23 protein-coding genes and 1 pseudogene are annotated in these 22,091 nt (G+C 71.6%); 12 read left to right on the top strand and 12 right to left on the bottom strand.

Features of this window, described 5'->3' with window-relative positions:
• The first annotated feature begins 82 nt into the window (after positions 1 to 82).
• On the top strand, positions 83 to 595 hold the full coding sequence (locus ACSHV8_RS31685) for a hypothetical protein (RefSeq protein WP_436521688.1): 513 nt from the start codon (positions 83 to 85) through the stop codon (positions 593 to 595).
• Between the two features lie 83 nt (positions 596 to 678).
• Here the strand turns inward: ACSHV8_RS31685 and ACSHV8_RS31680 are convergent, their stop codons facing one another.
• Together ACSHV8_RS31680 and ACSHV8_RS31675 are read right to left on the bottom strand one after the other, a co-directional pair.
• The gene (locus ACSHV8_RS31680) at positions 679 to 2,151 is read right to left on the bottom strand and encodes an aminopeptidase P family protein (RefSeq protein ID WP_436521686.1); all 1,473 of its coding nucleotides are present in this window, start codon (positions 2,149 to 2,151) and stop codon (positions 679 to 681) included.
• Positions 2,152 to 2,446: 295 nt separating this feature from the next.
• Positions 2,447 to 3,136 carry a superoxide dismutase family protein gene (locus ACSHV8_RS31675; protein WP_436521685.1) on the bottom strand — a complete coding sequence of 230 codons (690 nt, stop codon included), beginning with the start codon at positions 3,134 to 3,136 and terminating at the stop codon, positions 2,447 to 2,449.
• Positions 3,137 to 3,259: 123 nt separating this feature from the next.
• Here ACSHV8_RS31675 and ACSHV8_RS31670 point away from each other — a divergent pair, with 123 nt between their 5' ends.
• Positions 3,260 to 4,195, top strand: coding sequence for a carbohydrate kinase family protein (locus ACSHV8_RS31670; protein ID WP_436521683.1), 936 nt, complete (start codon positions 3,260 to 3,262; stop codon positions 4,193 to 4,195).
• A gap of 642 nt (positions 4,196 to 4,837) precedes the next feature.
• On the opposite strand, the gene ACSHV8_RS31665 is transcribed toward ACSHV8_RS31670, so the two are convergent.
• The 4 genes and pseudogenes from ACSHV8_RS31665 to ACSHV8_RS31650 all read right to left on the bottom strand — a co-directional run bounded on the left by ACSHV8_RS31665 (position 4,838) and on the right by ACSHV8_RS31650 (position 7,569).
• Positions 4,838 to 5,230 carry a thioesterase family protein gene (locus ACSHV8_RS31665; RefSeq protein WP_436521681.1) on the bottom strand — a complete coding sequence of 131 codons (393 nt, stop codon included), beginning with the start codon at positions 5,228 to 5,230 and terminating at the stop codon, positions 4,838 to 4,840.
• Positions 5,231 to 5,524: 294 nt separating this feature from the next.
• A pseudogene (locus ACSHV8_RS31660) lies at positions 5,525 to 6,826 on the bottom strand (PH domain-containing protein); the annotation flags it as partial.
• Entirely contained in the window at positions 6,823 to 7,338 is a 516-nt protein-coding gene (locus ACSHV8_RS31655) for a PH domain-containing protein (RefSeq protein ID WP_436521679.1), read from the bottom strand. The gene ACSHV8_RS31655 and the pseudogene ACSHV8_RS31660, both read right to left, overlap by 4 nt.
• 9 nt (positions 7,339 to 7,347) lie before the next feature.
• The gene (locus tag ACSHV8_RS31650) at positions 7,348 to 7,569 is read right to left on the bottom strand and encodes a hypothetical protein (protein ID WP_436521677.1); all 222 of its coding nucleotides are present in this window, start codon (positions 7,567 to 7,569) and stop codon (positions 7,348 to 7,350) included.
• A 348-nt stretch (positions 7,570 to 7,917) separates the two neighbouring features.
• Between ACSHV8_RS31650 and ACSHV8_RS31645 the strand changes: the two genes are divergently transcribed.
• From ACSHV8_RS31645 to ACSHV8_RS31635, 3 genes are all read left to right on the top strand, one after another.
• Entirely contained in the window at positions 7,918 to 9,096 is a 1,179-nt protein-coding gene (locus tag ACSHV8_RS31645) for an AAA family ATPase (RefSeq protein WP_436521675.1), read from the top strand.
• 85 nt (positions 9,097 to 9,181) lie between these two features.
• Positions 9,182 to 10,186, top strand: a complete 1,005-nt coding sequence (locus tag ACSHV8_RS31640) for a DUF58 domain-containing protein (protein ID WP_436521673.1) — start codon at positions 9,182 to 9,184, stop codon at positions 10,184 to 10,186.
• Positions 10,183 to 11,133, top strand: coding sequence for a VWA domain-containing protein (locus ACSHV8_RS31635; protein ID WP_436521671.1), 951 nt, complete (start codon positions 10,183 to 10,185; stop codon positions 11,131 to 11,133). Before ACSHV8_RS31640 ends, ACSHV8_RS31635 begins: the two co-directional genes overlap by 4 nt.
• Positions 11,134 to 11,564: 431 nt before the next feature.
• On the opposite strand, the gene ACSHV8_RS31630 is transcribed toward ACSHV8_RS31635, so the two are convergent.
• On the bottom strand, positions 11,565 to 12,236 hold the full coding sequence (locus tag ACSHV8_RS31630) for a response regulator (RefSeq protein WP_436521669.1): 672 nt from the start codon (positions 12,234 to 12,236) through the stop codon (positions 11,565 to 11,567).
• Positions 12,233 to 13,441: a sensor histidine kinase gene (locus ACSHV8_RS31625; protein ID WP_436521667.1), complete on the bottom strand. Its 1,209-nt coding sequence runs from the start codon at positions 13,439 to 13,441 to the stop codon at positions 12,233 to 12,235. The genes ACSHV8_RS31630 and ACSHV8_RS31625 overlap by 4 nt, the downstream gene beginning before the upstream one ends.
• A 91-nt stretch (positions 13,442 to 13,532) precedes the next feature.
• Here ACSHV8_RS31625 and ACSHV8_RS31620 point away from each other — a divergent pair, with 91 nt between their 5' ends.
• The 4 genes from ACSHV8_RS31620 to ACSHV8_RS31605 all read left to right on the top strand — a co-directional run bounded on the left by ACSHV8_RS31620 (position 13,533) and on the right by ACSHV8_RS31605 (position 17,001).
• The gene (locus tag ACSHV8_RS31620; RefSeq protein WP_436521665.1) at positions 13,533 to 14,237 is read left to right on the top strand and encodes a beta-ketoacyl-ACP reductase; all 705 of its coding nucleotides are present in this window, start codon (positions 13,533 to 13,535) and stop codon (positions 14,235 to 14,237) included.
• Positions 14,238 to 14,269: 32 nt separating this feature from the next.
• Complete coding sequence (gene fabI / locus ACSHV8_RS31615) at positions 14,270 to 15,037, top strand: enoyl-ACP reductase FabI (protein WP_436536980.1); 768 nt, start codon at positions 14,270 to 14,272, stop codon at positions 15,035 to 15,037.
• Positions 15,038 to 15,193: 156 nt separating this feature from the next.
• Positions 15,194 to 16,225 carry a ferrochelatase gene (locus ACSHV8_RS31610; protein ID WP_436536978.1) on the top strand — a complete coding sequence of 344 codons (1,032 nt, stop codon included), beginning with the start codon at positions 15,194 to 15,196 and terminating at the stop codon, positions 16,223 to 16,225.
• Positions 16,222 to 17,001: an HAD-IIA family hydrolase gene (locus ACSHV8_RS31605; RefSeq protein ID WP_436521663.1), complete on the top strand. Its 780-nt coding sequence runs from the start codon at positions 16,222 to 16,224 to the stop codon at positions 16,999 to 17,001. Before ACSHV8_RS31610 ends, ACSHV8_RS31605 begins: the two co-directional genes overlap by 4 nt.
• On the opposite strand, the gene ACSHV8_RS31600 is transcribed toward ACSHV8_RS31605, so the two are convergent.
• Positions 16,985 to 17,473, bottom strand: coding sequence for a signal peptidase I (locus tag ACSHV8_RS31600; RefSeq protein WP_436521661.1), 489 nt, complete (start codon positions 17,471 to 17,473; stop codon positions 16,985 to 16,987). The two genes, ACSHV8_RS31605 and ACSHV8_RS31600, sit on opposite strands and share 17 nt — an antisense overlap.
• A gap of 118 nt (positions 17,474 to 17,591) precedes the next feature.
• On the opposite strand from ACSHV8_RS31600, the gene ACSHV8_RS31595 reads away from it, so the two are divergent.
• Positions 17,592 to 18,014, top strand: coding sequence for an NUDIX domain-containing protein (locus ACSHV8_RS31595; protein WP_436536976.1), 423 nt, complete (start codon positions 17,592 to 17,594; stop codon positions 18,012 to 18,014).
• The gene (locus ACSHV8_RS31590) at positions 18,011 to 18,445 is read left to right on the top strand and encodes an NUDIX hydrolase (RefSeq protein WP_436521659.1); all 435 of its coding nucleotides are present in this window, start codon (positions 18,011 to 18,013) and stop codon (positions 18,443 to 18,445) included. The genes ACSHV8_RS31595 and ACSHV8_RS31590 overlap by 4 nt, the downstream gene beginning before the upstream one ends.
• On the opposite strand, the gene ACSHV8_RS31585 is transcribed toward ACSHV8_RS31590, so the two are convergent.
• Complete coding sequence (locus ACSHV8_RS31585; protein WP_436521657.1) at positions 18,423 to 18,932, bottom strand: NUDIX domain-containing protein; 510 nt, start codon at positions 18,930 to 18,932, stop codon at positions 18,423 to 18,425. The two genes, ACSHV8_RS31590 and ACSHV8_RS31585, sit on opposite strands and share 23 nt — an antisense overlap.
• Before the next feature lie 34 nt (positions 18,933 to 18,966).
• A complete protein-coding gene (locus ACSHV8_RS31580; protein ID WP_436521655.1) occupies positions 18,967 to 19,749 on the bottom strand; it encodes a hypothetical protein in 783 nt (260 codons plus the stop codon).
• Positions 19,750 to 19,838: 89 nt separating this feature from the next.
• Between ACSHV8_RS31580 and ACSHV8_RS31575 the strand changes: the two genes are divergently transcribed.
• Positions 19,839 to 20,645: a DUF3097 domain-containing protein gene (locus tag ACSHV8_RS31575; protein WP_436521653.1), complete on the top strand. Its 807-nt coding sequence runs from the start codon at positions 19,839 to 19,841 to the stop codon at positions 20,643 to 20,645.
• Here the strand turns inward: ACSHV8_RS31575 and ACSHV8_RS31570 are convergent.
• Entirely contained in the window at positions 20,642 to 21,967 is a 1,326-nt protein-coding gene (locus ACSHV8_RS31570; protein WP_436521651.1) for a PLP-dependent aminotransferase family protein, read from the bottom strand. The genes ACSHV8_RS31575 and ACSHV8_RS31570 overlap by 4 nt on opposite strands.
• Positions 21,968 to 22,091 lie beyond the last annotated feature (124 nt).

The raw sequence follows: 22,091 nt of genomic DNA, 5'->3' as shown, positions 1-22,091 counted from the left end.
TGACCATGGGACTCGACCGGCTGCGCTAGATTGCGCCGCGTGGCTCGCCGGTGGTCGGCGGCCGCGTGAAGCGGAGGTTGTGGTGCGGTTCGAGCGTGCCCTGTGCGCGGTGGCTCTCGTCGGTCTGCTCGCCGGGTGCAGTTCCTCCGAGAAGCCGAAGATCACCGACCCGGGGGCCTCGGCGTCGGCCGCCGCCCCGGTCGTGGCCGCGTCGGCGCCGCCGTGGACGGAGCCCGCCTCCTACTCGTTCACGCTGACCCGGGGTTGTGACCCGGCCAAGCCGACCGGGAAGTACCAGGCGACGGTGCAGGGCGGCGCGATCGCCTCGTCCTCCCGGGTGGGCGGCGGGACCGCGGCGCCGGACCCGTCGGCCGACGTGGACCTGGGCCCGGTGACCGGTGACGGGGGCGAGGAGATCGAGGTCCCGACGCTGAAGCAGCTGGTCGAGATGGCGCAGACGACCGCCGACGACGGCGGCGAGGTCAGCACCGAGTACGACACCGCCGACGGCCACCCGGTCAAGGTCACGATCAACGTGACCGGCGAGGCCACCGGCGCCGAATGCTGGAACGTCTCGGACTACAAGGCCGGCTGACACACGGATCGGGCCGGGCCGGCTGACGTCCTGGGCCGGGCACCGCGGATGCGGCGCCCGGCTCTGCTCACACCGTGGCCAGGTCAGACCGGCAGGCGCGGCCCGGCCTCCCGCTGAGCCGCCAGCCACGTCTCCACCTCGGCCGACGTCCGCGGCAGCCCGTCCGACAGGTTCCGGCAGCCGTCGGCGGTGACCAGCACGTCGTCCTCGATCCGGACGCCCATGCCGCGCAGCTCCTCGGGCACCAGCTCGTCCTCCGGCTGGAAGTAGAGCCCCGGCTCCACCGTCAGCACGTAGCCCTCGCCGAGCGCGCCCTCCCGATACGTCTCGTTGCGGGCGTGCGAGCAGTCGTGCACGTCGATGCCGAGCATGTGACCGAACCCGTGCAGCGTCCACCGCCGGTAGACCGTGCTGTCGTCGGCCATCGCCTCGTCCACGCTGACCGGGAGCAGGCCCAGGTCGTTCAGACCCTCGGCGAGCACCCGCATGCAGACCTTGTGCACGTCCTTGAAGTGCACGCCGGGCCTGACCGCCTCGATGCCGGCCTGCTGGGACGCGTAGACGATGTCATACACCTGGCGCTGCAGCGGGGTGAACGTGCCGGAGACCGGGACCGTGCGGGTCACGTCGGCCGTGTAGAGGTTGTGCCCCTCCACGCCCATGTCCATCAGCAGCAGCTCACCGGGCTTGGTGACGCCGGTGTTCCGCACCCAGTGCAGAATCGTCGCGTGCGCACCGGCGCCGACGATCGAGGTGTAACCCACATCGTTGCCGTCGTGCCGCGCGCGCAGCCCGAACACGCCCTCCAGCAGGCGCTCCCGGACGCCACGGTCGGCCGGGAGGACCCGGGCGACGTCCTCGAAGCCGAGGACCGTGGCGTCGATCGCGGCCTGCAGCTGGGCGATCTCCCACTCGTCCTTGACCAGCTTGAGCTCGGAGATCGTCCAGGCCAGCTCGCGGTCGCGAGGCTTGGCCCGGTCCGGCTCGTAGGCCAGGATCGCGCGGTCGACGTTCGGGTCGAGGCCGCGCAGCACCCGGGTGCGGCCGGGCGCCGACTGGGCCAGAGCCGAGCCCAAGTGGCCCAGGGAGGCCGTCTCCAGACCCAGCTCGGTCGACTTCTCACCCAGGGTGTGGGTGCGGCCGACCCAGAGCTCACCGTTGCGGTCCCGGAAGAACCGGTCGGTCTCCTTGGAGTTGCGCTCCCGGGTGAACAGGACCGCCTCGTGCCCGGACGCGGTCGGGTGCAGGATCAGCACACTGTCCGGGTCGCGGTCGCCGGTCAGGTAGAAGAAGTCGCTGCCGGGCCGGAACGGGTAATCCGTGTCGTTGGCCCGGACCTTCTCGTTCCCGCTCGGGATGATCAACGTCTCGCCGGGGAACGCCTCGGAGAGCGCGGCCCGCCGCTTCGCATAGTTCGGCACCTCGGGCACCGGGGCGACGGAGATCGGATCCTCCCGCCAGCCGGTGCGCATGAACTGCAGAAACGCTTCCGGGAAGGCGGGGTCGTGGGACTCCGTCTTCGGCGCGGGCTGCGCGCCGCCGTCCTTCTGCGCCATCGTGGGGTGCCTCCGTTCTCAGCTGTAACCCGACGTTACCGCTTGCCCCCGACGAAAAGCAGTGCCCGGTGGCCCACCCGACTCCTCAAGATCAAATTCAGGAGCAAATTCCTCATTGCCCCGGTCCGCCGTGGTCCGGATCGTCGCTCCCGCGGGGACCCTTCCGACCCTCGCAGGCCGCTGGCGCGGCCAGAACGCGAGGCCCGAAAGGGCGATGTGGTCGGGTGGTTGCGGTCAGAGCACAAAACCTGTGGACGGGTTCTACGATCCCGTCCGCTCCGCGGTCACCTTCAGGTCAGTGGCCACCGCCGTACCCGAAAGGAAGTTTGAGACAACCGACACGCGCCCCCGCGGTCCCGGCGACCCCCGGCGCGGTCTTGGTCGTCTCGGCGTGCAGCACCATCGACTGCGGCAGCTGATCGTCCGAGAACATCCAGTGCTGCTCCCGGCTCGCGACCGCGGCCCCACGCCCGTCGGTGGTGAAGTCCAGCCAGATCTCGTTCCCGGCGTTGGCGTAGCGCGGATCGGACGACGGCTTGTCCGCGGTCGCCGCCGGATCATGCCGGTGCTGGTAGTGCGGCCCGGCCGCCCGCGGATCGGCCCCGCAACCGCCCACGTGCATGTGCGCGCCGTAGGACCGCCCCGGCACCAGCCCGGTCACCTCCAACCGTACCCACAGGTTGTGGCCGGTCGAACTGAACTGAACCTCCGCGGTCGCCCCTGGCGGCACCACCCGGACGTCGTAGGTGATCGCCTGGGCCCCGGGCCGCCACGTCTGAAAAACGGCCGGTCCCCGCCCGGCGGTCGCTCCGGAAGCCGCGCTCCCCGCCGTCCCGGCGGCCGGGCCGGCGACGACGCCCGGGACCGGCTCGGCCGTGGCCGCCGTGGCCGCCGTGGCCGCGGTGGCGGTGGTGGCTGCCGAGGCGGCTGCGGGCTGGGCGGCGAGGCACGTCGCGGTGACCGCCGCGGGCAAGATCATGATCATTCGCCTGTTATGCATCCTCTAATTCTCGCAAAAGCGGATTTATCCGGTGTCGGAACCTCAGGCTGGATTTCCCCGCCCCGGAGAGCGAGGCTGACATCCTCGATGCGTTACGGAAGGACTGGCATGGGCTACGCGGTGGTGCTGGGCGAGGCGCTCATCGATCTCCTCGAGGACGACCTGGACGGCGAGCAGATCTACCGCCAGGCGATCGGCGGCGCGCCGCTCAACGTCGCGGTCGGCGCCGCCCGCCTCGGCGGCCAGGTGGAGTACGGGGGAACGCTGAGCACCGACGTCCTCGGCGACCGGATCGCCGCGTTCCTGGCCGAGGCCGGCGTCGGCGAGAAGGGCGTCCGCCGCGTCGACGTCCCGACCACGCTGGCCGTCACCACGTTCGAGGGTGCCGAGCCGGCGTTCACGTTCTACGGCGAACCCCCGTCGTACGCGCTGCTCACCCCGGACGACCTGGACCGCACGATCCTGGCCGGTGCCGACGTCCTCTACACCGGCTCGATCTGCCTGCTCCGTGAGCCGTTCCGGGCCACCGCCCGCGACGCCTGGTCCACCTTCGGCGGCCTGCGCGTGTTCGACCCCAACGTCCGCCCGAAACTGCTTCCGGACGCGGCCGCCCTGACCGCCCTGCGCGTGCTCGTCGAAGAGTTCTTCGCCACCGCCGACCTGGTCAAGCTCAGTTCCGCCGACGCCGAACTCCTCTACGGCGACAGCGACCCGGCCGCCGCCGCCGACCGGATCCGCGCCCTCGGCGCCCAGGCCGTCGTCGTGACCTGCGGCTCCCGCGGCGCCCACGTCGCCGCCGTGGACGGCGCCGCCCTGCTCCCGGCCCCCGCGGTCGCCGCGATCGACGCCACCGGCGCCGGCGACTCGGTGATGGGCGCCCTGGTCCACCAGCTCCTGACCGACGGCCGCCCGTCCGGCCTGGCCGGCTGGCAGCGCCACGTCCGCTACGCCCTCGCGGTCGCCGGCCTGGTCTGCGAACGCCAGGGCGGCGCCACCGCCATGCCCACCCCCGCCGAGGTCACCGCCCGCTGGGGCCAACTCTGACCCCACCCCACAACCGCCTCCCACCCCACAACGGCCTCCAACCCCCACCACCGCCCACCGTGGCCCGCCGCCACCCAGCGTGGCCCGCCGCCACCCACCGTGGCCCGCCGCCACCCAACGCCTACCGCCCGCCCTGAGCGCCGGCCACCGCCCGCCCCCAACCCCGAGCGCCAGCCGATGCAGCCGCCCGCCCCGCGCCGCGGGTCCCGCTTCCAGCTGGTGCTGAGGGTTGTCTCAAGGACCCCGAGGCGCCCCTGTGCGCCAGCTGGTGCCTGCCACGGCCTGCGGGCGCGGGGTCCCGCTCTCAGCTGGTGCTGAGGGTTGTCTCAAGGGCATTGAGGCAGCCCTCAGCACCAGCCGGAAGCGGGCCCCGCCCGCAGGGGTGACCAAGACCGCGGGCGAGGCGCGGGTCGTTCGTCGATGCGAGGCTCGGCGCCGGCCGCGAGGTTCGGTGTCAGCCTCGGGGCAGGAGTTCCGGCGTCGGCCGCGGGGCGCGAGGCCGGCCGCGGGGCATTGGGCGCGCGAGGCGTCGGCCGCGGGGCGCGAGGCGTCGGACGCGGGGTGTTGGGCGCGGGGTGTCGGGCGCGGGGCCGCGTGTCGGGCGCGGGGCGGGAGGTTCGGTGTCGGGTGGGAGGCTTGGGGTCAGTCGCCGAGGGCGCGGGCGATGAAGCGCTGCCGATCCAGCAGCACCCGCTCGACCCGGACCTCCGCCACCACGCTCTCCCCGTCCCGCACGATCACGTCGAAGAAGAGTGTCCGCCCGTCCACCTTGGCCAGGGTGGCCTGGGCGATGACGGTCCGCCCGACGGGTGTCGGTGCGCGATGTTCCACTTCGGCGCGGGTGCCCACGGTGGTGATCCCGCCGGGCATCTGCCGGGCGGTCGCGGCGACCGTGGCGGCTTCGGCGAGCGCGAGCACCCGGGGTGTGGCCAGCACCGGCACGTCTCCGGAGCCGACGGACTGCGCGGTGTCGGCATCGGTGACCGTCAACTCGACCCGGGCGCCGAGGCCGGGAGCGAACTCCGGTAGCTCCATGACGACAGCCTATGCCCGCGGAGGCCGCTGCCAGAACGTCTCGTCAGCCGGTTGCCCGACAGAAGGCGGCACCGGCCCGCCCGGCGGAGCGGAAACCGACGGCGGCGCAGCCACGGACGGCGGGGCCACAGGCGGCGCGGAAACCGAAGGCGGCGCGGACAGAGGCGGCAGCGCGGAATCAGGGGACGTCGCGGAAACCGGCGGCGGGAAGGCCGGCGAACCCGGACCCGGCACATACCCGGAAGCAGCCGGCGGCCCATAAGGCGACCCGGGAGCCGGTGAGGAAGGCGCCACCCGCCGCGCCTCCCGAGCCCGCCGCGCCAACTCATCCGCCAGCGCCCAGGCCTCGGCCAGATCCCGATCCCGGGCCGCCCCGGATCGGCTCCCGGCCGCGTCCGCGTACACGGTCGCCACCCCGAGCATCCGCTGCAACGGCCCTTGCACCACCCGCACGCTCTGCAGCCGCGCGTACGGCACCAGCATCATTTCCCGCGACATCCGCCCCTGCCGGGTCACCAGCACGTCCGGATGCAGCCCGACTCCCATGAACCGCAGCCCGATCGGGTGCAGCCACCGCACCCGGGCCGGCGGCGGCGTGGTGGCCAGGGTCGACACGTCCACGCCGGGGAGCACGGTGCCGACCAGGAATCGGGCCGCGTGCTGGTCGCCGACGGGCAGGAGCCGATCGGACCCGGTGTCGTTGCCGTGTTCCGGCGCCCCGTACCCGGCGACGTCCAGCTGCAGGTAGAGCCATCCGCTGAGCCGCCACAGGAACGGCCAGGTGATCCGCACCGCCTGCACCCGGTGCAGCGGCACCACCTGGCTGCGGGTCTCGGTCAGCCCGTAGTGCAGCATCAGCCGCCCGCCGGGGTCGCGTGCGAGCCGGAAATTCCAGTCCCGCAGCACCCGCCGGATGGGCTGGAGCAGCACGCCGGCCATGGCGGTGACCGTGCTGGCGATGCCGATGAAGGTCCACGAGCCTTCCATCACGAACTGGGTGATCACCCAGGCCACGCCGACCGGCAGGAGGAACGCCTGCGGCGTGAGCAGCTGGCTGATCAGCAGGTCGCGGTTGCGGACCGCGAACAGGGAGGTCGAGGCCGGTCTCTCAGGAAGATCAAGATCAACCGATTGAGGGGTACGGCCGGAGAGCGCGAGAAGCCGTTCGCGCAGCGCGGAGGCCTCGCGCACGGTCAGGTAGGCCAGTGGCGCCTCGGTCTTGCTTCCGCCGACCACTTCGAGCCGCAGCTCGGCCAGCCCGGTGAGCTGGGCGAGCAGCGGCCGCCGGAGTTCGACGGACTGCAGCCGGTCGAGCGGGATGGCCCGGTTGCGCCGCCAGAGAAGCCCGTCGGAGATCCGCAGTTCCCGGGCGATCAGCTGGTACCCGGTGTTCCACCAGCCGATCGCCGAGAAGATCACCGCGCCGACCGCGATGATGCCGACCACGGCCGCGAAGTGGACCAGGCCGAGCCGGTTCAGCGTCTGCCAGGAGAGCGCCACGATGATCACGGAGAGCGTCTTGGCGCCGTGCAGGAGCGGGCTGAGCGGGTGCAGCCGCTGCCGCCCGGCCTGCTCGGGGGTCTGCGTGGTGGTCACAGGCCCTCGGCCCGGTCCTCGCCGAGGGCGGTCAGCCGGTCGCGCAGCCGGGCCGCTTCCTCGGGCGGCAGGCCGGGCACGCGGGCGTCGCTGGCCGCCGCGGCGGTGTGCAGTTGCACGGTGGCCAGCCCGAACGCCCGCTCGATGGGCCCGGCGGTGACGTCGACGTACTGCATCCGCGCGTACGGCACGATGGTCAGCCGCCGGATCAGCAGGCCGTGCCGGACCATCAGGTCGTTGTCGCGTTCCGCGTATCCCCAGGCGCGCACGCCGCGGACGGCGACGGTGGCCCGCCAGACGCCGAGCAGCAGCACCGCGGCGATGCCGGCGAGCCAGCCCCAGCCGCCGGCGAAGAACCAGGCGACGGCGAGCCCGCCGACGAGGATCACCTGCCAGACGGCGAGTCCGATCAGGTCGACGGTGATCAGTTTGGGCGAGACGGGACGCCATTGCACCGTGTCCGGCCACGGCTGCAGGGCATCGACGGCGATGGGCACGGAAGGCTGGCTCACATCTAGAGACTAGGAGACGGAGGCATCGTCCGACGACACGAAAGGCGTCACTTCCTTCAGGAACGAGCGCGCTTCCAGGAACGCTCCCAGGGAAATCCGATGATCGTCGCAGGCCAGCCACGTCTTGCGGTATTCCGGAGTATGCAGCTTGGGATTGTTCCAGAACAATTGCCAGGCTGCCGCCGCGCGACAGCCTTTGGCGGAGCACTGCGGGGGGAGTTCCTCAACCATGTCGACCAACATATAAGGAAACGACTTGGGAGAAATAAAAGGAGGTTATGCGCCGGGCGACCACGGGGGAAGTCGCCCGGCGACAACGCAAATGCTACACGGTTCACGGACTCGCGTATCCACCCGGTGAGCGTGCCCGTTCCGGCGGATCGCGCAGAAAGATCAACATGTTCGGCCGATAGTGCCCTGGGCTGCGGTGATCGTCAGCGACCGGGATGATGATGACGGTCGGATGACGGTGGTGGTTTCTATGCTCCTAGGAACCTCTCAGCCGTGTGTAGTTTTCTGTCGTGTAAGTCTTGAGCGTCGGCATCCGAGCCGGCGGATCATGACCGTTCTGGAGGACCGGTGGCGCAGCCAGGCACGCCCGAGACCGAGACCAGCCCCGAGGGGGCCGTGCCGGTCCCGCCGGCGCATGACGCGTCGCAGCTCGAGCGGGCGATGTTCGAGGTCAAGCGGGTCATCGTCGGCCAGGACCGGATGGTCGAGCGGATGTTCGTGGCGCTGCTGGCCCGCGGTCACTGCCTGCTGGAGGGTGTGCCCGGTGTGGCCAAGACCCTCGCGGTGGAGACTCTGGCCAAGGTGGTCGGTGGCACGTTCTCCCGGGTGCAGTTCACCCCCGACCTGGTTCCGGCCGACATCGTCGGCACCCGGATCTACCGGCAGAGCAACGAGAAGTTCGACGTCGAGCTCGGCCCGGTGTTCGTGAACTTCCTGCTCGCCGACGAGATCAACCGCGCGCCGGCCAAGGTGCAGTCGGCGCTGCTGGAGGTGATGGCCGAGCACCAGGTGTCGATCGGCGGCAAGAGCTACGACGTGCCCGACCCGTTCCTGGTCATGGCCACGCAGAACCCGATCGAGCAGGAGGGCGTCTACCCGCTCCCGGAGGCGCAGCGCGACCGGTTCCTCATGAAGATCATCGTGGGGTACCCGACCGATGCCGAGGAGCGCGAGATCGTCTACCGGATGGGCGTGAGCGCGCCGGAGCCGAAGCAGGTCTTCACCCCGGACGATCTGCTCGCCCTGCAGCGCCGGGCCGACCAGGTCTTCGTGCACAACGCGCTGGTCGACTACACGGTCCGGCTGGTGCTGGCCACCCGCGACCCGGCCCAGCACGGCATGCCCGACGTCGCCCAGCTGATTCAGTACGGTGCGAGTCCCCGCGCGTCGCTCGGCATCGTCCGCGCCACCCGCGCGCTGGCCCTGCTCCGCGGGCGGGACTACGCGCTGCCGCAGGACCTGCAGGACGTCGCGCCGGACATCCTGCGTCACCGCCTGGTGCTCAGCTACGACGCGCTGGCCGACGACATCCCGGCCGACCACATCGTGGCCCGGATCATGCAGATGGTCCCGATGCCCTCGGTCGCGTCCCGCCAGGGCACCTCGCCCAACGGCAGCCACGGCCCCAACGGGACTTACCCGAACGGCGCCCAGCCCACCAGCGGCATCCCGGCCGGCCTGCCGTCCTACCCGCCGCAGCCGGCCCAGGCGTGGCCGGCGCCGAGTCACGGACACCCTCAGTCATGACCGACCGCACCGAGCTGTGCCTACCCGCGCTCCCGAGCGGCCTGGACGGCGAGGGCCAGGAGGGCATGACAGGGCGGGCACCGTCATGAGTCAGCCGGTCGGCATCACGCCGGCGCCGGTGGAGGAGGCGGCGCGGGCCGAGGCCGTTCTCGCCCGTCTCCAGCTGCTCGTCACGCGCAAGCTGGACGGGCTGCTCCAGGGTGACTACGTGGGCCTGCTGCCCGGTCCGGGCACCGAGGCCGGCGAGTCCCGGGAGTACCGTCCGGGCGATGACGTGCGCCGGATGGACTGGGCGGTCACCGCCCGCACCACGAGACCGCACGTGCGGCGCACGGTCGCCGACCGCGAGCTGGAGACGTGGATGGCGGTCGACCTGTCGGCCAGTCTCGACTTCGGCACGGCCAAGTGGCTCAAGAAGGACCTGGTGATCGCGGCCGCGACCGCGGTGACCCACCTGACCGCCCGCGGCGGCAACCGGATCGGTGCGGTCGTGGGCACCGGCTCCGCCGTACGCGAAAAGGGGTCTTCCGGGTTTTTCAAGAAACGGACGACGCCGTCGGACGCACCCGGCCCGTCGACCGTCCGGATGCCCGCCCGGCCGGGCCGTAAGGAAGCTCAGGGCCTGCTCAGGGCCATTGCGCGCACGCAGATCCGCCCGGGTCGGGCCGACCTGGGTGAGTTGATCGACATGCTGAACCGGCCGCCGCGGCGGCGCGGTGTGGCCGTGGTCATCTCGGATTTCCTGGCCCCGGTGGAGAGCTGGTCGCGGCCGGTGCGCAAGCTCGGTGTGCGGCACGACGTGCTGGCCATCGAGGTGGTCGATCCGCGTGAGCTGGAGCTGCCCGACGTGGGCGTGCTCACCCTGTCCGATCCGGAGTCCGGTGACCTGCACGAGGTGCAGACCGCCGATCCGGCGCTGCGCGAGCGCTACGCGGCGGCGGCGGGGGAGCAGCGGGCCGCGATCGCCCGGGCGTTGCGCGCGGCCGGCGCCTCGCACCTGCGGCTGCGCACCGACACCGACTGGCTGCTGGACATGGTCCGCTTCGTGGCCGCCCAACGACACGCACGCACCCGGGGGACCACTCGATGATCCGCTTCCTGGCTCCGTGGTGGCTGCTCACGCTGCTGCCCGTTCTCGTCGTCGCCGGCGCCTACGTGTGGCGGCAGTTCCGCAAGCGGTCGTACGCGATGCGCTTCACCAACGTCGACCTGTTGCGCACTCTTGCGCCGAAGGGTCTGGGCTGGCGCCGGCACGTGTCGGCGGCGGCGTTCCTGCTGATGATGGCCGCGCTGGCGTTCTCCACGGCCCGCCCGTCGGTGGACGAGCAGCAGCCGCTGGAGCGGGCCACCGTGATGCTGGCGATCGACGTGTCGCTGTCGATGCAGGCCGACGACGTGGCGCCGACCCGGATCGAGGCGGCGCAGGAGGCGGCCAAGGCGTTCGTCAACGAGCTGCCGCCGACCTACAACCTGGGCCTGGTGTCGTTCGCCAAGGCGGCCAACGTGCTGGTCGCGCCGACCAAGGACCGGTCCGAGGTGCTGGCCGGGATCGACTCGCTGACCCTGGCCGAGGCGACCGCGACCGGTGAGGCGGTCTTCACCTCGCTGGACGCGATCCGGTCGATTCCGGCCGACGGCGCCGACGGCGCGCCCCCGGCCCGGATCGTGCTGCTCTCCGACGGGTACCGGACGTCCGGGCGCTCGATCGAGGACGCCGCGACCGCCGCCGCCGGGGCGAACGTGCCGGTCAGCACGATCGCGTTCGGCACCGACACCGGTGTGGTGGACATCCGCGGCCAGCTGCAGCGGGTGCCGGTGGACCGGCTCTCGCTGCAGGAGCTGGCGGAACGGACGAAGGGCTACTTCTACGAGGCCGCGTCGGTGAGCGAGCTCAAGAAGGTCTACGAGGACATGGGCAGTTCGATCGGGCACCGGACGCAGCCGCGCGAGGTGACGCAGTGGTATGCCGCGTCGGCGTTGCTGCTGGCGCTGATCGGGGCGGCCACGAGCCTGCTGTGGACGTCCCGGCTGCCGTGATTCCGGGCCGGCCGAAGATCAGGGAGTGTGCGAGGCGAGCACGAAAAGCATGACGACCCAGGCGGTCATCACGGTGAAGCCGATGGGAGCGATCAGGTTCTTCATGGTGGAGGCCACCTACTTCCGCATCGTGACTGGCGGTGGAAGAGCGCGGGTCACGTCGCGGCCACGCCCGCTCCGGGGTGTCGCGGCGCGCACGACACAGCCGGCTCCCCTGAAGGCAGGGCAGAGCCGGTGGGAACGGGTGGGAGAGTCTGGTCAGCGATCAGAAACGCTGACGAGCGTCCCGGCCGCGACTAGGAGGATCGCTATCTCGCACAGCGATCACCTCCGCAAAGTCGTCGGGCCAGGGAACCGCCGGGAACTGTACCCCTTAAAGACAACTTAAGAAACTCAGGATCCCCACAGGTGGCACGGAACACCCGTCCGGGTCACTCACCGGCCGCGACCAGGCCCGTCTCGTAGGCGAAGACGACCGCCTGCGCCCGGTCGCGAAGCGCCAGCTTCGTCAGGATCCGCCCGACATGCGTCTTGACGGTCTGTTCGGCGACCACGAGATCGGCGGCGATCTCCTGGTTCGATCGACCGCGGGCGATCAGTCGCAGCACCTCGGTCTCGCGCGGGGTGAGCGCGTTGAGCGCGACCGGCCGGGTCCGGTTCTTCTGCGGGCGGGTGGTGAACTCGGCGATCAGCCGGCGGGTCACCGACGGCGCGAGCAGCGCCTCGCCGGCCGCGACCACGCGCACGGCCTGCACCAGGTCGGCGGCCGGGGCGTCCTTGAGCAGGAAGCCGCTGGCGCCCGCGCGCAGCGCCTCGTACACGTAGTCGTCCAGGTCGAACGTGGTCAGAATCAGGATCTTGGGGCCGCCCGAAGGGCCACCGCCGGGGCCGCCCGCGAGCCGTCTCGTCGCTTCCAGACCATCCATGACCGGCATGCGGACATCCATGAGGATCACGTCGGGGTTCAGCTGCCGGGCCGCCGTGACCGCCGCCGCGCCGTCGGCCGCGTCGCCGACCACCAGCAGGTCCGGCTGGGCGGCGAGCAGCGCGCCGAAGCCCTGGCGGACCATCGCCTGGTCGTCCGCGATCAACACCCTGATCATCGAGCCTCCGGCTGCCGGGGGATGCGGGCCAGCACCCGGTAACTCCCGGCGCCGTCCGGCCCGGCGGTCAGCTCGCCCCCGAGCAACGCCACCCTCTCACGCATTCCGATCAATCCGTGACCCGGTTTGTGCGCGGGGCCGGGCGGCGTGGTCAGCTCGTTGGCCACGCGCAGTTCGAGATCGTCGCCGTCGGCGCGAGCGATCAGCGACACCGGGCCGCCGGGCGCGTGACGGGCCGCGTTGGCCAGGGCTTCCTGCACTATTCGGTACGCCGTGAGCCCGGCCGTCCCGTCGATCCCGTCCATCGCCGGCAGGTCGCCGGTGACCGGCAGCCCGGCCTTGCGTGCGGTGGACACCAGTTCGGCGATCTCCGGGTACCCCGGCTGCGGGGCGCGCTCGGCCTCCTGGTTCTCCGACCGGAGCACGCCGAGCAGCCGGCGCATGTCGGTCAGCGCCTCCCGGGCCGCCGCCGCGATCGTCGCCAGTTCGTCCTTGGCCTCGTCGGGCAGCCCGGTCAACCGGTACGGCGCGGTCTCGGCCTGCACGGCGATCATCGACATGTGGTGGGCCACCACGTCGTGCATCTCCCGCGCGATCCGGGTGCGCTCCTCCAGCACCGCCCGTTTGGCCCGTTCCAGCTCGTTGAGCTCCTCCTTCTCGGCGAGCAGCTCCCGGGTGCGCCGGCCGCGGTAGAGGACGTCGCCGATCACCGCGGCGGCCGCGACCGCGATCGCCGCGCCCCCGGAGTTGTGCCCGCCCAGCAGCAGGACCGGGATCACCGTGAGCGTGACCGCCCAGAGGGTGACCAGGGACGGGCTGACCGCGGCGAGCCGGGCGACCACGAACAGCGTCACGATGATCTGCACCGTGTTCCACGGCCAGGCCTCGCCGGGCGCGTGGTTGATCACGCCGAGGAAGATCATCACGAAGGTGAGGCGCCACGCGTACAGCGGGAAGCGGTAGACGATCGGCACCGGGAGCAGCGAACCGATCGCCAGCGCGCCGATCACCACGGCCGGCAGCGTGCGGTGCTCCAGCAGGTCCTGCCAGACGACCGCGACCAGGCCGACCAGCAGGAAGAGGATCAACGGGAGCAGGTATCGGGAGCGCCCACGGGCGGCCGGGCGCGGTGTCTCGCGACCGAACGTGAGCCGAACCAACGGCCCCATTACCCCGTTTCGCGACCAGCGGTCGGTAGTCTCCATCCCCAGCAGGGTAGGGCGCCGTGACGGCGCTGTCGTCGCCCTGCGGTACCCCCTACCCGGGTATGACCCGTACCTCTCGAAGGAGTGCGCTGTGCCTCGCACCGTGTTGGTGACCGGCGGAAACCGTGGCATCGGCCTGGCCATCGCCCAGGCGTTCGCCAAGCAGGGCGACCGGGTCGTCATCACCCACCGTGGGTCGGGCGCGCCCGAAGGCCTGTTCGGCGTCCAGTGCGACATCACGGACGCGGAGTCGGTCGACGCCGCGTTCAGCTTCGTCGAGGCCGAGATCGGCCCGATCGAGGTCGTGGTCGCGAACGCCGGCATCACCGACGACACGCTCCTGCTGCGCATGTCCGAGGAGCAGTTCGAGCGGGTGATCGACACCAACCTGACCGGCGCGTTCCGGGTCGCCAAGCGGGCCAGCGCCAAGATGCTGCGCGCCAAGTGGGGCCGGTTGATCTTCATCTCGTCGGTCGTCGGCCTGTACGGCGGCCCCGGCCAGGTGAACTACGCCGCGTCGAAGGCGGGTCTGGTCGGCATGGCCCGTAGCATCACGCGGGAGCTGGGCACGCGGAACATCACCGCGAACGTGGTGGCGCCCGGCTTCATCCAGACCGAGATGACCGACGTCTTGCCGGAGTCGCGCAAGGCCGAGATCATCAAGGCCGTCCCGGCCGGTCGGCTCGCCACCGCCGACGAGGTCGCCGCCGCGGTGACCTTCCTGGCGAGCGACAGTGCGGCGTACATCTCGGGCGCCGTGCTCCCCGTCGACGGGGGTCTGGGGATGGGGCACTGAGTTTTTCCGAGAACTTTTTTCAGGAGAGAATGTTGTCTGGACTGCTGGCCGGCAAACGGCTGCTCGTCACCGGCGTCATCACCGACGCCTCGATCGCCTTCTCGGTGGCGAAGCTCGCGCAGGAGAACGGCGCCACCGTCGTGCTCACCGGCTTCGGCCGGCTCTCGCTGGTGGAGCGGATCGCCAAGCGGCTCCCCGAGCCGGCGCCGGTCATCGAATTGGACGTGACCAACCAGGAGCACCTGGACTCGCTCGGTTCGCGGGTCCGTGAGCACGTCGACGGGCTGGACGGCGTTGTCCACTCCATCGGCTTCGCTCCGCAGAGCGCGCTCGGCGGCACCTTCCTGGAGACCCCGTGGGAGGACGTCGCGCAGGCGCTGCACGTCTCCACGTTCTCCTACAAGTCGCTGGCCACCGCGTGCCTGCCGCTGATGGACCAGGGTGGCTCGATCGTCGGCATGACCTTCGACGCGACCAAGGCCTACCCGCTGTACGACTGGATGGGCGTGGCCAAGGCCGGGCTCGAGTCGGCCTCCCGCTACCTGGCCATGTACCTGGGCAAGCACGGGATCCGCAGCAACATCGTGTCGGCCGGTCCGCTGCGCACGATGGCGGCCAAGTCGATCCCGGGCTTCAGCGACTTCGAGGACGCGTGGACGCGGCGGGCGCCGCTGGGCTGGGAGCTGACCAACCCGGAGCCGACCGCCAAGGCCGTCTGCGCCCTGCTCTCGGACTGGTTCCCGGCGACCACCGGCGAGATGGTCCACGTCGACGGCGGGTACCACGCCATCGCGGCCTGACCGACCGCACCGAGCGGCAGCCACCTGACCCCTGGTCAGCGACCTCGCAGGCGAGGGCCAGGGAGGGCAGGCCGATCGGGCACAGCGTGACACCGCCTACAGGAGTCGGGTTCGCCCGCATTCGGTGAGTTGCCCGGTGGCAGGATGGGACGCGTGGTGGCTTACGACGCGTTCGTCCTGCTGTCCTTCGGCGGGCCGGAGAAACCCGATGACGTGATGCCGTTCCTGCGCAACGTGGTGCGCGGGCGCGGCGTCCCGGACGAGCGCCTCGCCGAGGTGCGTGAGCACTACATGCACTTCGGCGGGGTGTCCCCGATCAACCAGCAGTGCCGCGACCTCCTGGCCGCGGTCGAGGGCGAGTTCGCCACGCACGGCATCGGCCTGCCGGCGTACTGGGGAAATCGCAATTGGCATCCGATGCTGGCCGACACCGTGGCCCGGATGCGCGACGACGGCGTCGAACACGCACTCGGCTTCGCCACCAGTGCGTACGGCGGATATTCCTCCTGCCGGCAGTACTGGGAGGACATCGCCGCCGCCCGCAAGGCCGTCGGCCCGAAGGCGCCGGTGATCAGCAAGCTGCGGCAGTTCCACGACCACCCGGGCTTCGTCGACCCGCACGCCGAGGCGGTCGGCGCCGCCCTGCGGACCCTGGACCCGGCCCGCCGCGCGACCACCCGGGTCGTCTACACCGCGCATTCGATTCCGACCGGCATGGCCCGCAACGCCGGGCCGGAGGGCGGCCGCTACACCGCCCAGCTGGAGGAGACCGCCCGGCTGGTCCAGGCCCGGGCCGCCGCCGATCTCGGTCACGACCTGGTCTGGCAGAGCCGTTCGGGCCCGCCGCAGGTCCCGTGGCTGGAGCCGGACGTCAACGACCATCTGGCCGCACTCGCCGACAAGGGCATCACCGACGTGGTGGTCAGCCCGATCGGCTTCGTCTCCGATCACCTGGAGGTGATCTGGGACCTGGACAACGAGGCCAAGGAGACCGCGGCCCGGCTCGGCCTCGGCTATGCCCGTGCCGCCACTCCCGGTGTGCACCCGCGGTTCGTCGCGATGGTGCGCGAGCTCGTGCAGGAGCGGCTGAGTGATCAACCGCACACGAAGCTCGGTACGCTCCCGACCTGGGACGTCTGCCCGACGAACTGCTGCCCCCCTGCTAAGCGACCTGGAGCCGCTGAATGAAGGAACGCAAAGCCATCGAGAGCTGGCTCACCGACATGGACGGTGTGCTCGTCCACGAGGGTGAGCCGGTGCCCGGTGCCCCCGAGTTCGTCAACCGGATGAAGGCGTCCGGCAAGCCGTTCCTGATCCTCACCAACAACTCCATCTACACCCCGCGTGACCTGCAGGCCCGCCTGACCCGGATGGGTTTCGAGGTGGACGAGCAGTCGATCTGGACGGCCGCCCTGGCGACCGCGCAGTTCCTGTCCGACCAGCGCCCGGGCGGTACGGCGTATGTGATCGGCGAGGCCGGTCTGACCACCGCGATGCACGCGTCGGGCTACGTGCTGACCGAGTTCGAGCCGGACTACGTGGTTCTCGGCGAGACCCGGACGTACAGCTTCGAGGCGATCACCAAGGCGATCCGGCTGATCAACGGCGGCGCCAAGTTCATCTGCACGAACCCGGACGCGACCGGCCCGTCCACCGAGGGCCTGCTCCCGGCGGCCGGCTCGGTGGCCGCGATGATCTCCAAGGCGACCGGCGTGAAGCCGTACTTCGTCGGCAAGCCCAACCCGATGATGATGCGCTCGGCGCTGAACGCGATCGGTGCGCACAGCGAGACCACGGCCATGATCGGTGACCGGATGGACACCGACGTGCTCTGCGGCCTGGAGGCCGGCCTGGAGACGATCCTCGTGCTCACCGGCATCAGCAGCCGGATGGAGTCGGAGACGTATCCCTACCGTCCGTCGCGGATCATCAACTCGGTCGCGGACCTCATCGACGAGATCTGACCCGGGCGGCCCGCTCGTGCCGAGCCCGACCGGCCGGCACGAGCAGGCCGAGCATCACCAGCAGCACCCCGGCCAGGGCGAGCCGGAGATAGTCGCCGCGCAGCCACCACAGGACCGGCAGGCCCGCGTAGGGCACCCGTAGCCGTCCGATTCCGGTCACCGCGCCCGGCGGCACCGGTTCCGCGTCGGCCACCCGGTTCGCGTCACCCTTGGTGACGAGCCGGCCCTGCGCGTCGATCCGGGCGATCCGGTGCAGGACCGCCCGGCCCGCCCGGTTCGCAGGCCGGAACCGGATCACCGCCCCCACCCGCAGCCGTTCCGCGGGCGGCGGCGCGGTCAGCACCACGTCGCCCGGTTCGACCGCCGGGCTCATCGACCCGCTGGCCACCACCGACAGGGACCAGCCGGACAGCAGCGGGATCAGGGCGGCGACCAGCAGCGCCGGCGCCACGGCCCGGTGAGTTCCGGTCACAGCTCCCCATGCTCGCGCAGACTTGTCGGACCGGTGGGATAACGTCGCAACCGTGCCGGCTTGGGAAGAGTCCTATCTGGGGCAGTTGCGGGAATCGGTCGGTCCGGGCCGGGTGCTGATGACGATCGGGGCGCGCGCCGTGCTGCGTGACCCGGAGGGCCGGGTGCTGCTGATCCGGCGCAGCGACAACGGCCGGTGGGCGCTGCCCGCCGGCACCATGGAGCTGGAGCAGACGCTGCGCGACTGCGCGATCCGCGAGGTGTTCGAGGAGACCGGGCTGACCGTCCATCAGGTCACCCCGTTCGCGCTCTATTCGGGCGAGGGGTTGACCACGAGCGCCTACGGCCAGCCGTATCAGCACGTCACGCTCGCCTGCCGGGCCGACTCGTGGTCCGGTGAGCTGCTGCGGGAGACCGACGAGACGATCGACGCCGCGTTCTTCCCGGTCGGCGAGCTGCCCGGGACGGCCGGGTTCAACACGCGCCGCACGCTGGAGGATCTGGCCCGTTTCGAGTCCGGCGTCCCGTTCGTGCTGTCATGAGCGAGCTCGTGGCCGATGAGGGCGTTGCCGGCGTGAGCGAGGTGGTCGCCGCCGCCTGGGTGTGTGTGCGGGATCGGCGCGTCCTGGTCGTCCGCGCGAACAACTCCGACGCCTTCTACCTGCCTGGTGGCAAGCCCGAGCTTGGCGAGACCCATGCCGAGGCGGCCGCCCGGGAGACGCAAGAGGAAGTCGGCATCACCTTAAAACCTGACAAACTGAACTTATTTCGTACGATCGAAGCGCCCGCCCACAACCGCCCACCAGGCACACGGGTCCGCCTGATCTGCTTCACTGGCGAGTCGGACGCCACGCCCGCGATCGCCAACGAGATCGCCGAGCTGGCCTGGTTCACCACCGCCGACGCCCCGCGCTGTGCTCCCGCGATCCGTCTGCTGCTCGACGAACTCCTCAGAGCCGGCCTGATCGACTGAGCTCGAACCAGCGATCCGCCACCCGGGTGTGGAGGCTGAAGCCCAGCTCGGCCGGCTCGCGGAGCACCTCCAGGCCGAGGGCCTCCTCGGGCGGCGGGGTGGTGGGCAGGCCGGTGGCGTCCGGCAGCGCGGGCAGGAGTCCGAAGACGAGCAGGGTGCCGTCGGGCGCGCTGAGGGTGTCGAAATGCCGTACGTCCGCGGGGTCGGCCTTCAGGCCGGTCTCTTCGCCCAGCTCCCGGGCCGCGCCGGCCTGCCACGTCTCGCCGACCTCGATGAAACCGCCGGGGAGCGCCAGCCGGCCCTCGGCCGGGGGAATGGCCCGGCGGATCACCAGCAGACCGGAACCGATCGGCTGCAGCGCGACCGCGACCGGCGTCGGATTCCGGTACGTCGTCTCACCGCACGCCGCGCATCGCCGCGGCCACGGCTGATCGGGCACGAAGCGCGCCCCGCAGAACGTGCAGTGCGCATGCCGATCCGAAGTCACACCGCCACCTCCCCGCTGATGCCTGCGGCCGTGTTCATGCGTGCAGCGGTGCGTTGCAGGCGGCGACCAGCGCCTGCCGGCACGCGGCGGTCAGCGGGCGCAGCGCCTCGTCGCGTTGCTGCGCCTCGTAACCGTTCACGGCGCCGCCCGGCGCGTTCGTCCCGGCGAGGGCCAGCACCTGGTCGAGCACGGTGGCGCGGGCGAACAGCCGCCGCGAGCGCGGGTCGAACCCGGGTGGCAGGGTGGCCGCGCTCTCCGGCCGCCGCAGCGCCTGCAACGCGCCGGCCAGCTCCGGTTTCCACTGGGCCACGTCCAGTTTGGTGAGCCGGGTGGTGGCCTCGGCCAGTGCGGTGGTCAGCTGCGCCTCGGCCTCGGCCGCGCCCATCTGGAACACCGGGCGATGCTCCGGTGTGGGCAGCACCTGCCAGACGACGGTCTCGAACTCCACACCGGAGCCGGACGTGTGTCGGCGCACCTCGGGCACCACCCCGAAGTCGGGTGTGATGATCGCCTCACCGGCCAGCAGCGCGGCGCCGGTCAGCGGCCCCGGGCCGGGCAGGCCGCGCGGGTCGCCGGGGACGGGCAGGACCAGCCGGATGTCGTCCGGATGCAGCTTGGCGAAGATCGGCAGGCCCTGGCCGAGCGGCACATCGGTCCAGGTGCCCGGAGCATCGGCGACGAGGTGTTCCTCGTCGGCGGCGATCTCGTCGGCCAGGTCGTCGAACGGAACCAGTCCGGCGCGCCAGGCCCGCACCCAGGCCACGAATCGGGTGGACCGGCGGGCGGTGCGGGTGGCCGCATCTGCTGCGGGTGACATGCGAGCAAGGGTACGTGCCACCCGGGAACCTTGTCTCGACTCGGAGCGTCACCCCGGCGTGTCCGAAAGTACGGGTTACCGTGCGATCCATGTATGGGGAGGACGTGCTGTCCGGCAACTGGCGCCGGCGCAAGACGATTCCGGAGGTGGACGCCGAGCCGGACCTGGTGGTCGAGGACGCCGACTCGGGCTTCTGCGGCGCGGTCGTGGGCTTCGAGCTCGGCGCCGTGGTGCTGGAGGACCGGTTCGGCAAGCGGCGGAACTTCCCGCTGGCCCCGGCCGCGTTCCTGCTCGACGGCCGGACGGTCACGCTGCGGAAACCGGCGCCGTCGGCGGCACCGCCGCAGCGGAGGATCACCGCTTCGGGGTCGATCGCCGTGGCCGGGGTGACCGCGCAGGTGGCCAAGGCGAGCCGGATCTGGGTCGAGGGCATCCACGACGCCGCCCTGATCGAGCGGATCTGGGGCGACGACCTGCGGATCGAGGGCGTGGTGGTGGAGCCGCTGGACGGCATCGACGACCTGGCCGCGGCCGTGCGCGAGTTCGGTCCGGGCCCGCGGCGGCGCCTCGGCGTGCTCGTCGATCACCTCGTCCCGGGGTCCAAGGAGAGCCGGATCGTGGCGGCTGTCACCCACCCGGACGTGTTGATCACCGGGCATCCGTACGTGGACATCTGGCAGGCGGTCAGACCCGAGCGGGTCGGCCTGAGCAAGTGGCCGGTCATCCCGCCGGGCCGCCCCTGGAAGGAAGGGATCTGCGCCGCCATCGGCGTCCGCACCCCGCAGGACATGTGGCGGCGCATCCTGTCGTCGGTCAACAGCTACAAGGACGTCGAGACCCCGTTGATCAACTCCATGGAGCGCCTCATCGACCACGTCACGGTCCTGGAGGACTAGAGCGCCTTCCCGATGCGGGCGGCGGCTTCGGTGAGGCGGTCGGGCGTCTGGGCGGCGTAACCCAGGACCAGGCCGGGTGGGCCGGGCAACAGCCGATGCCAGGTCAGCGGGTGCACCAGCACACCCTCGGCCCGCACCCGCTCGGCGATCGCCACGTCGTCGCCCTCGGGCAGCTCGACCAGCAGGTGCAGGCCGGCCGCGATGCCCCGCACGCGGGCCCGCGGCAGGTGCGCGCGCAGCCCGGCGAGCAGCGCGTCGCGCCGCGCCCGCTGCCGGGCCCGCACGGTCCGCAGGTGCCGCTCGTAGTCCCCGCTGATCATCAACTCGGCCAGGGTGAGCTGCGGTAACGCCGACGTGCCGAGGTCGCTGGCGTGCTTGGCGGCGAGCAGCTCGGCCTGCATCCGCCGCGGCGCGATCAGCCAGCCCAGCCGCATCCCCGGCGCCAGCGACTTCGAGATGCTGCCCAGGTAGGCGACCTGATCCGGTGCGGAACCCTGCAACGCGGCGACGGGCGCGCGGTCGTACCGGTGCTCGGCGTCGTAGTCGTCCTCGGCGATCAGCCCGTTCCGGTCGTTCGCCCAGGCCAGCAGCTCGCGACGACGATCCGGGGCGAGCACGACGCCGGTCGGGAACTGGTGCGCCGGAGTCAACAGGACGGTGGTCAGGCCGCTCTCCAACAACGAGTCGACCAGTATTCCTTTTCGGTCGACGGGGACGGGCTCCGTCCGTACCCCCCAATGGGTCAATTGATCGCGAGTGCCGCGCGATCCTGGATCCTCGACTCCCATCGCGGCTTCGCCGCGGGACACCAAAACCTGCGCAAGGAGGGCCTGACCTTGCGCTACGCCGCCGCACACCAGGATGTCGTCCGCCTCGGCAGAAATCCCGCGCGTACGGCGGAGCCAGCCGGCCAGCACAGCCCGGAGTCGCGGGGTGCCCCCGGGATCGCCGTAACCGAGATCGGAAGCGGTCATCCGATCCAGTGCCGCCCGTTCCGCCCGCAGCCAGGCGGCCCGCGGGAACGCCGAGAGATCGGGCACCCCGGGGGACAGGTTCAGGTCCACGCCGTCCGGAGTGGAGAGCGGCAGCCGCAGCTCGTGCAGCGTCCGCCGCCGATCGGCCGCGGGCCTCGGCGCGACCGCGGCATCACGCGCCACCACCGTCCCGGAACCGGTCCGGGCCGCGGCCCGCCCCTCGTCGACCAGCCGCTGATAGGCCTGCACGACGACGCCCCGGGAGACGCCGAGCTCGGCCGCGAGCAGCCGGGTGGCCGGCAGCCGGGCCCCCGGCGCGAGCCGCCCGGCCGCGATCGCCGTCCGCAACCCGTCGGTGAGCCAGCCGGTCAGACCCTTGGCCGGCGCCTCCCCGGGCCGCAGCTGCAGAAAGTCGGAGCCGCTGATTGGTCCACCTCATCCCGCCGGGATTGGTCCTCGAACCGGACCATAC

This window comes from Actinoplanes sp. HUAS TT8 (assembly GCF_051380535.1).
In the GTDB taxonomy this organism is placed as follows: Bacteria; Actinomycetota; Actinomycetes; order Mycobacteriales; family Micromonosporaceae; genus Actinoplanes.
The sequence above is the reverse complement of the archived record's forward strand: the minus strand, read 5'-3'. Positions and strand labels throughout refer to the sequence as shown.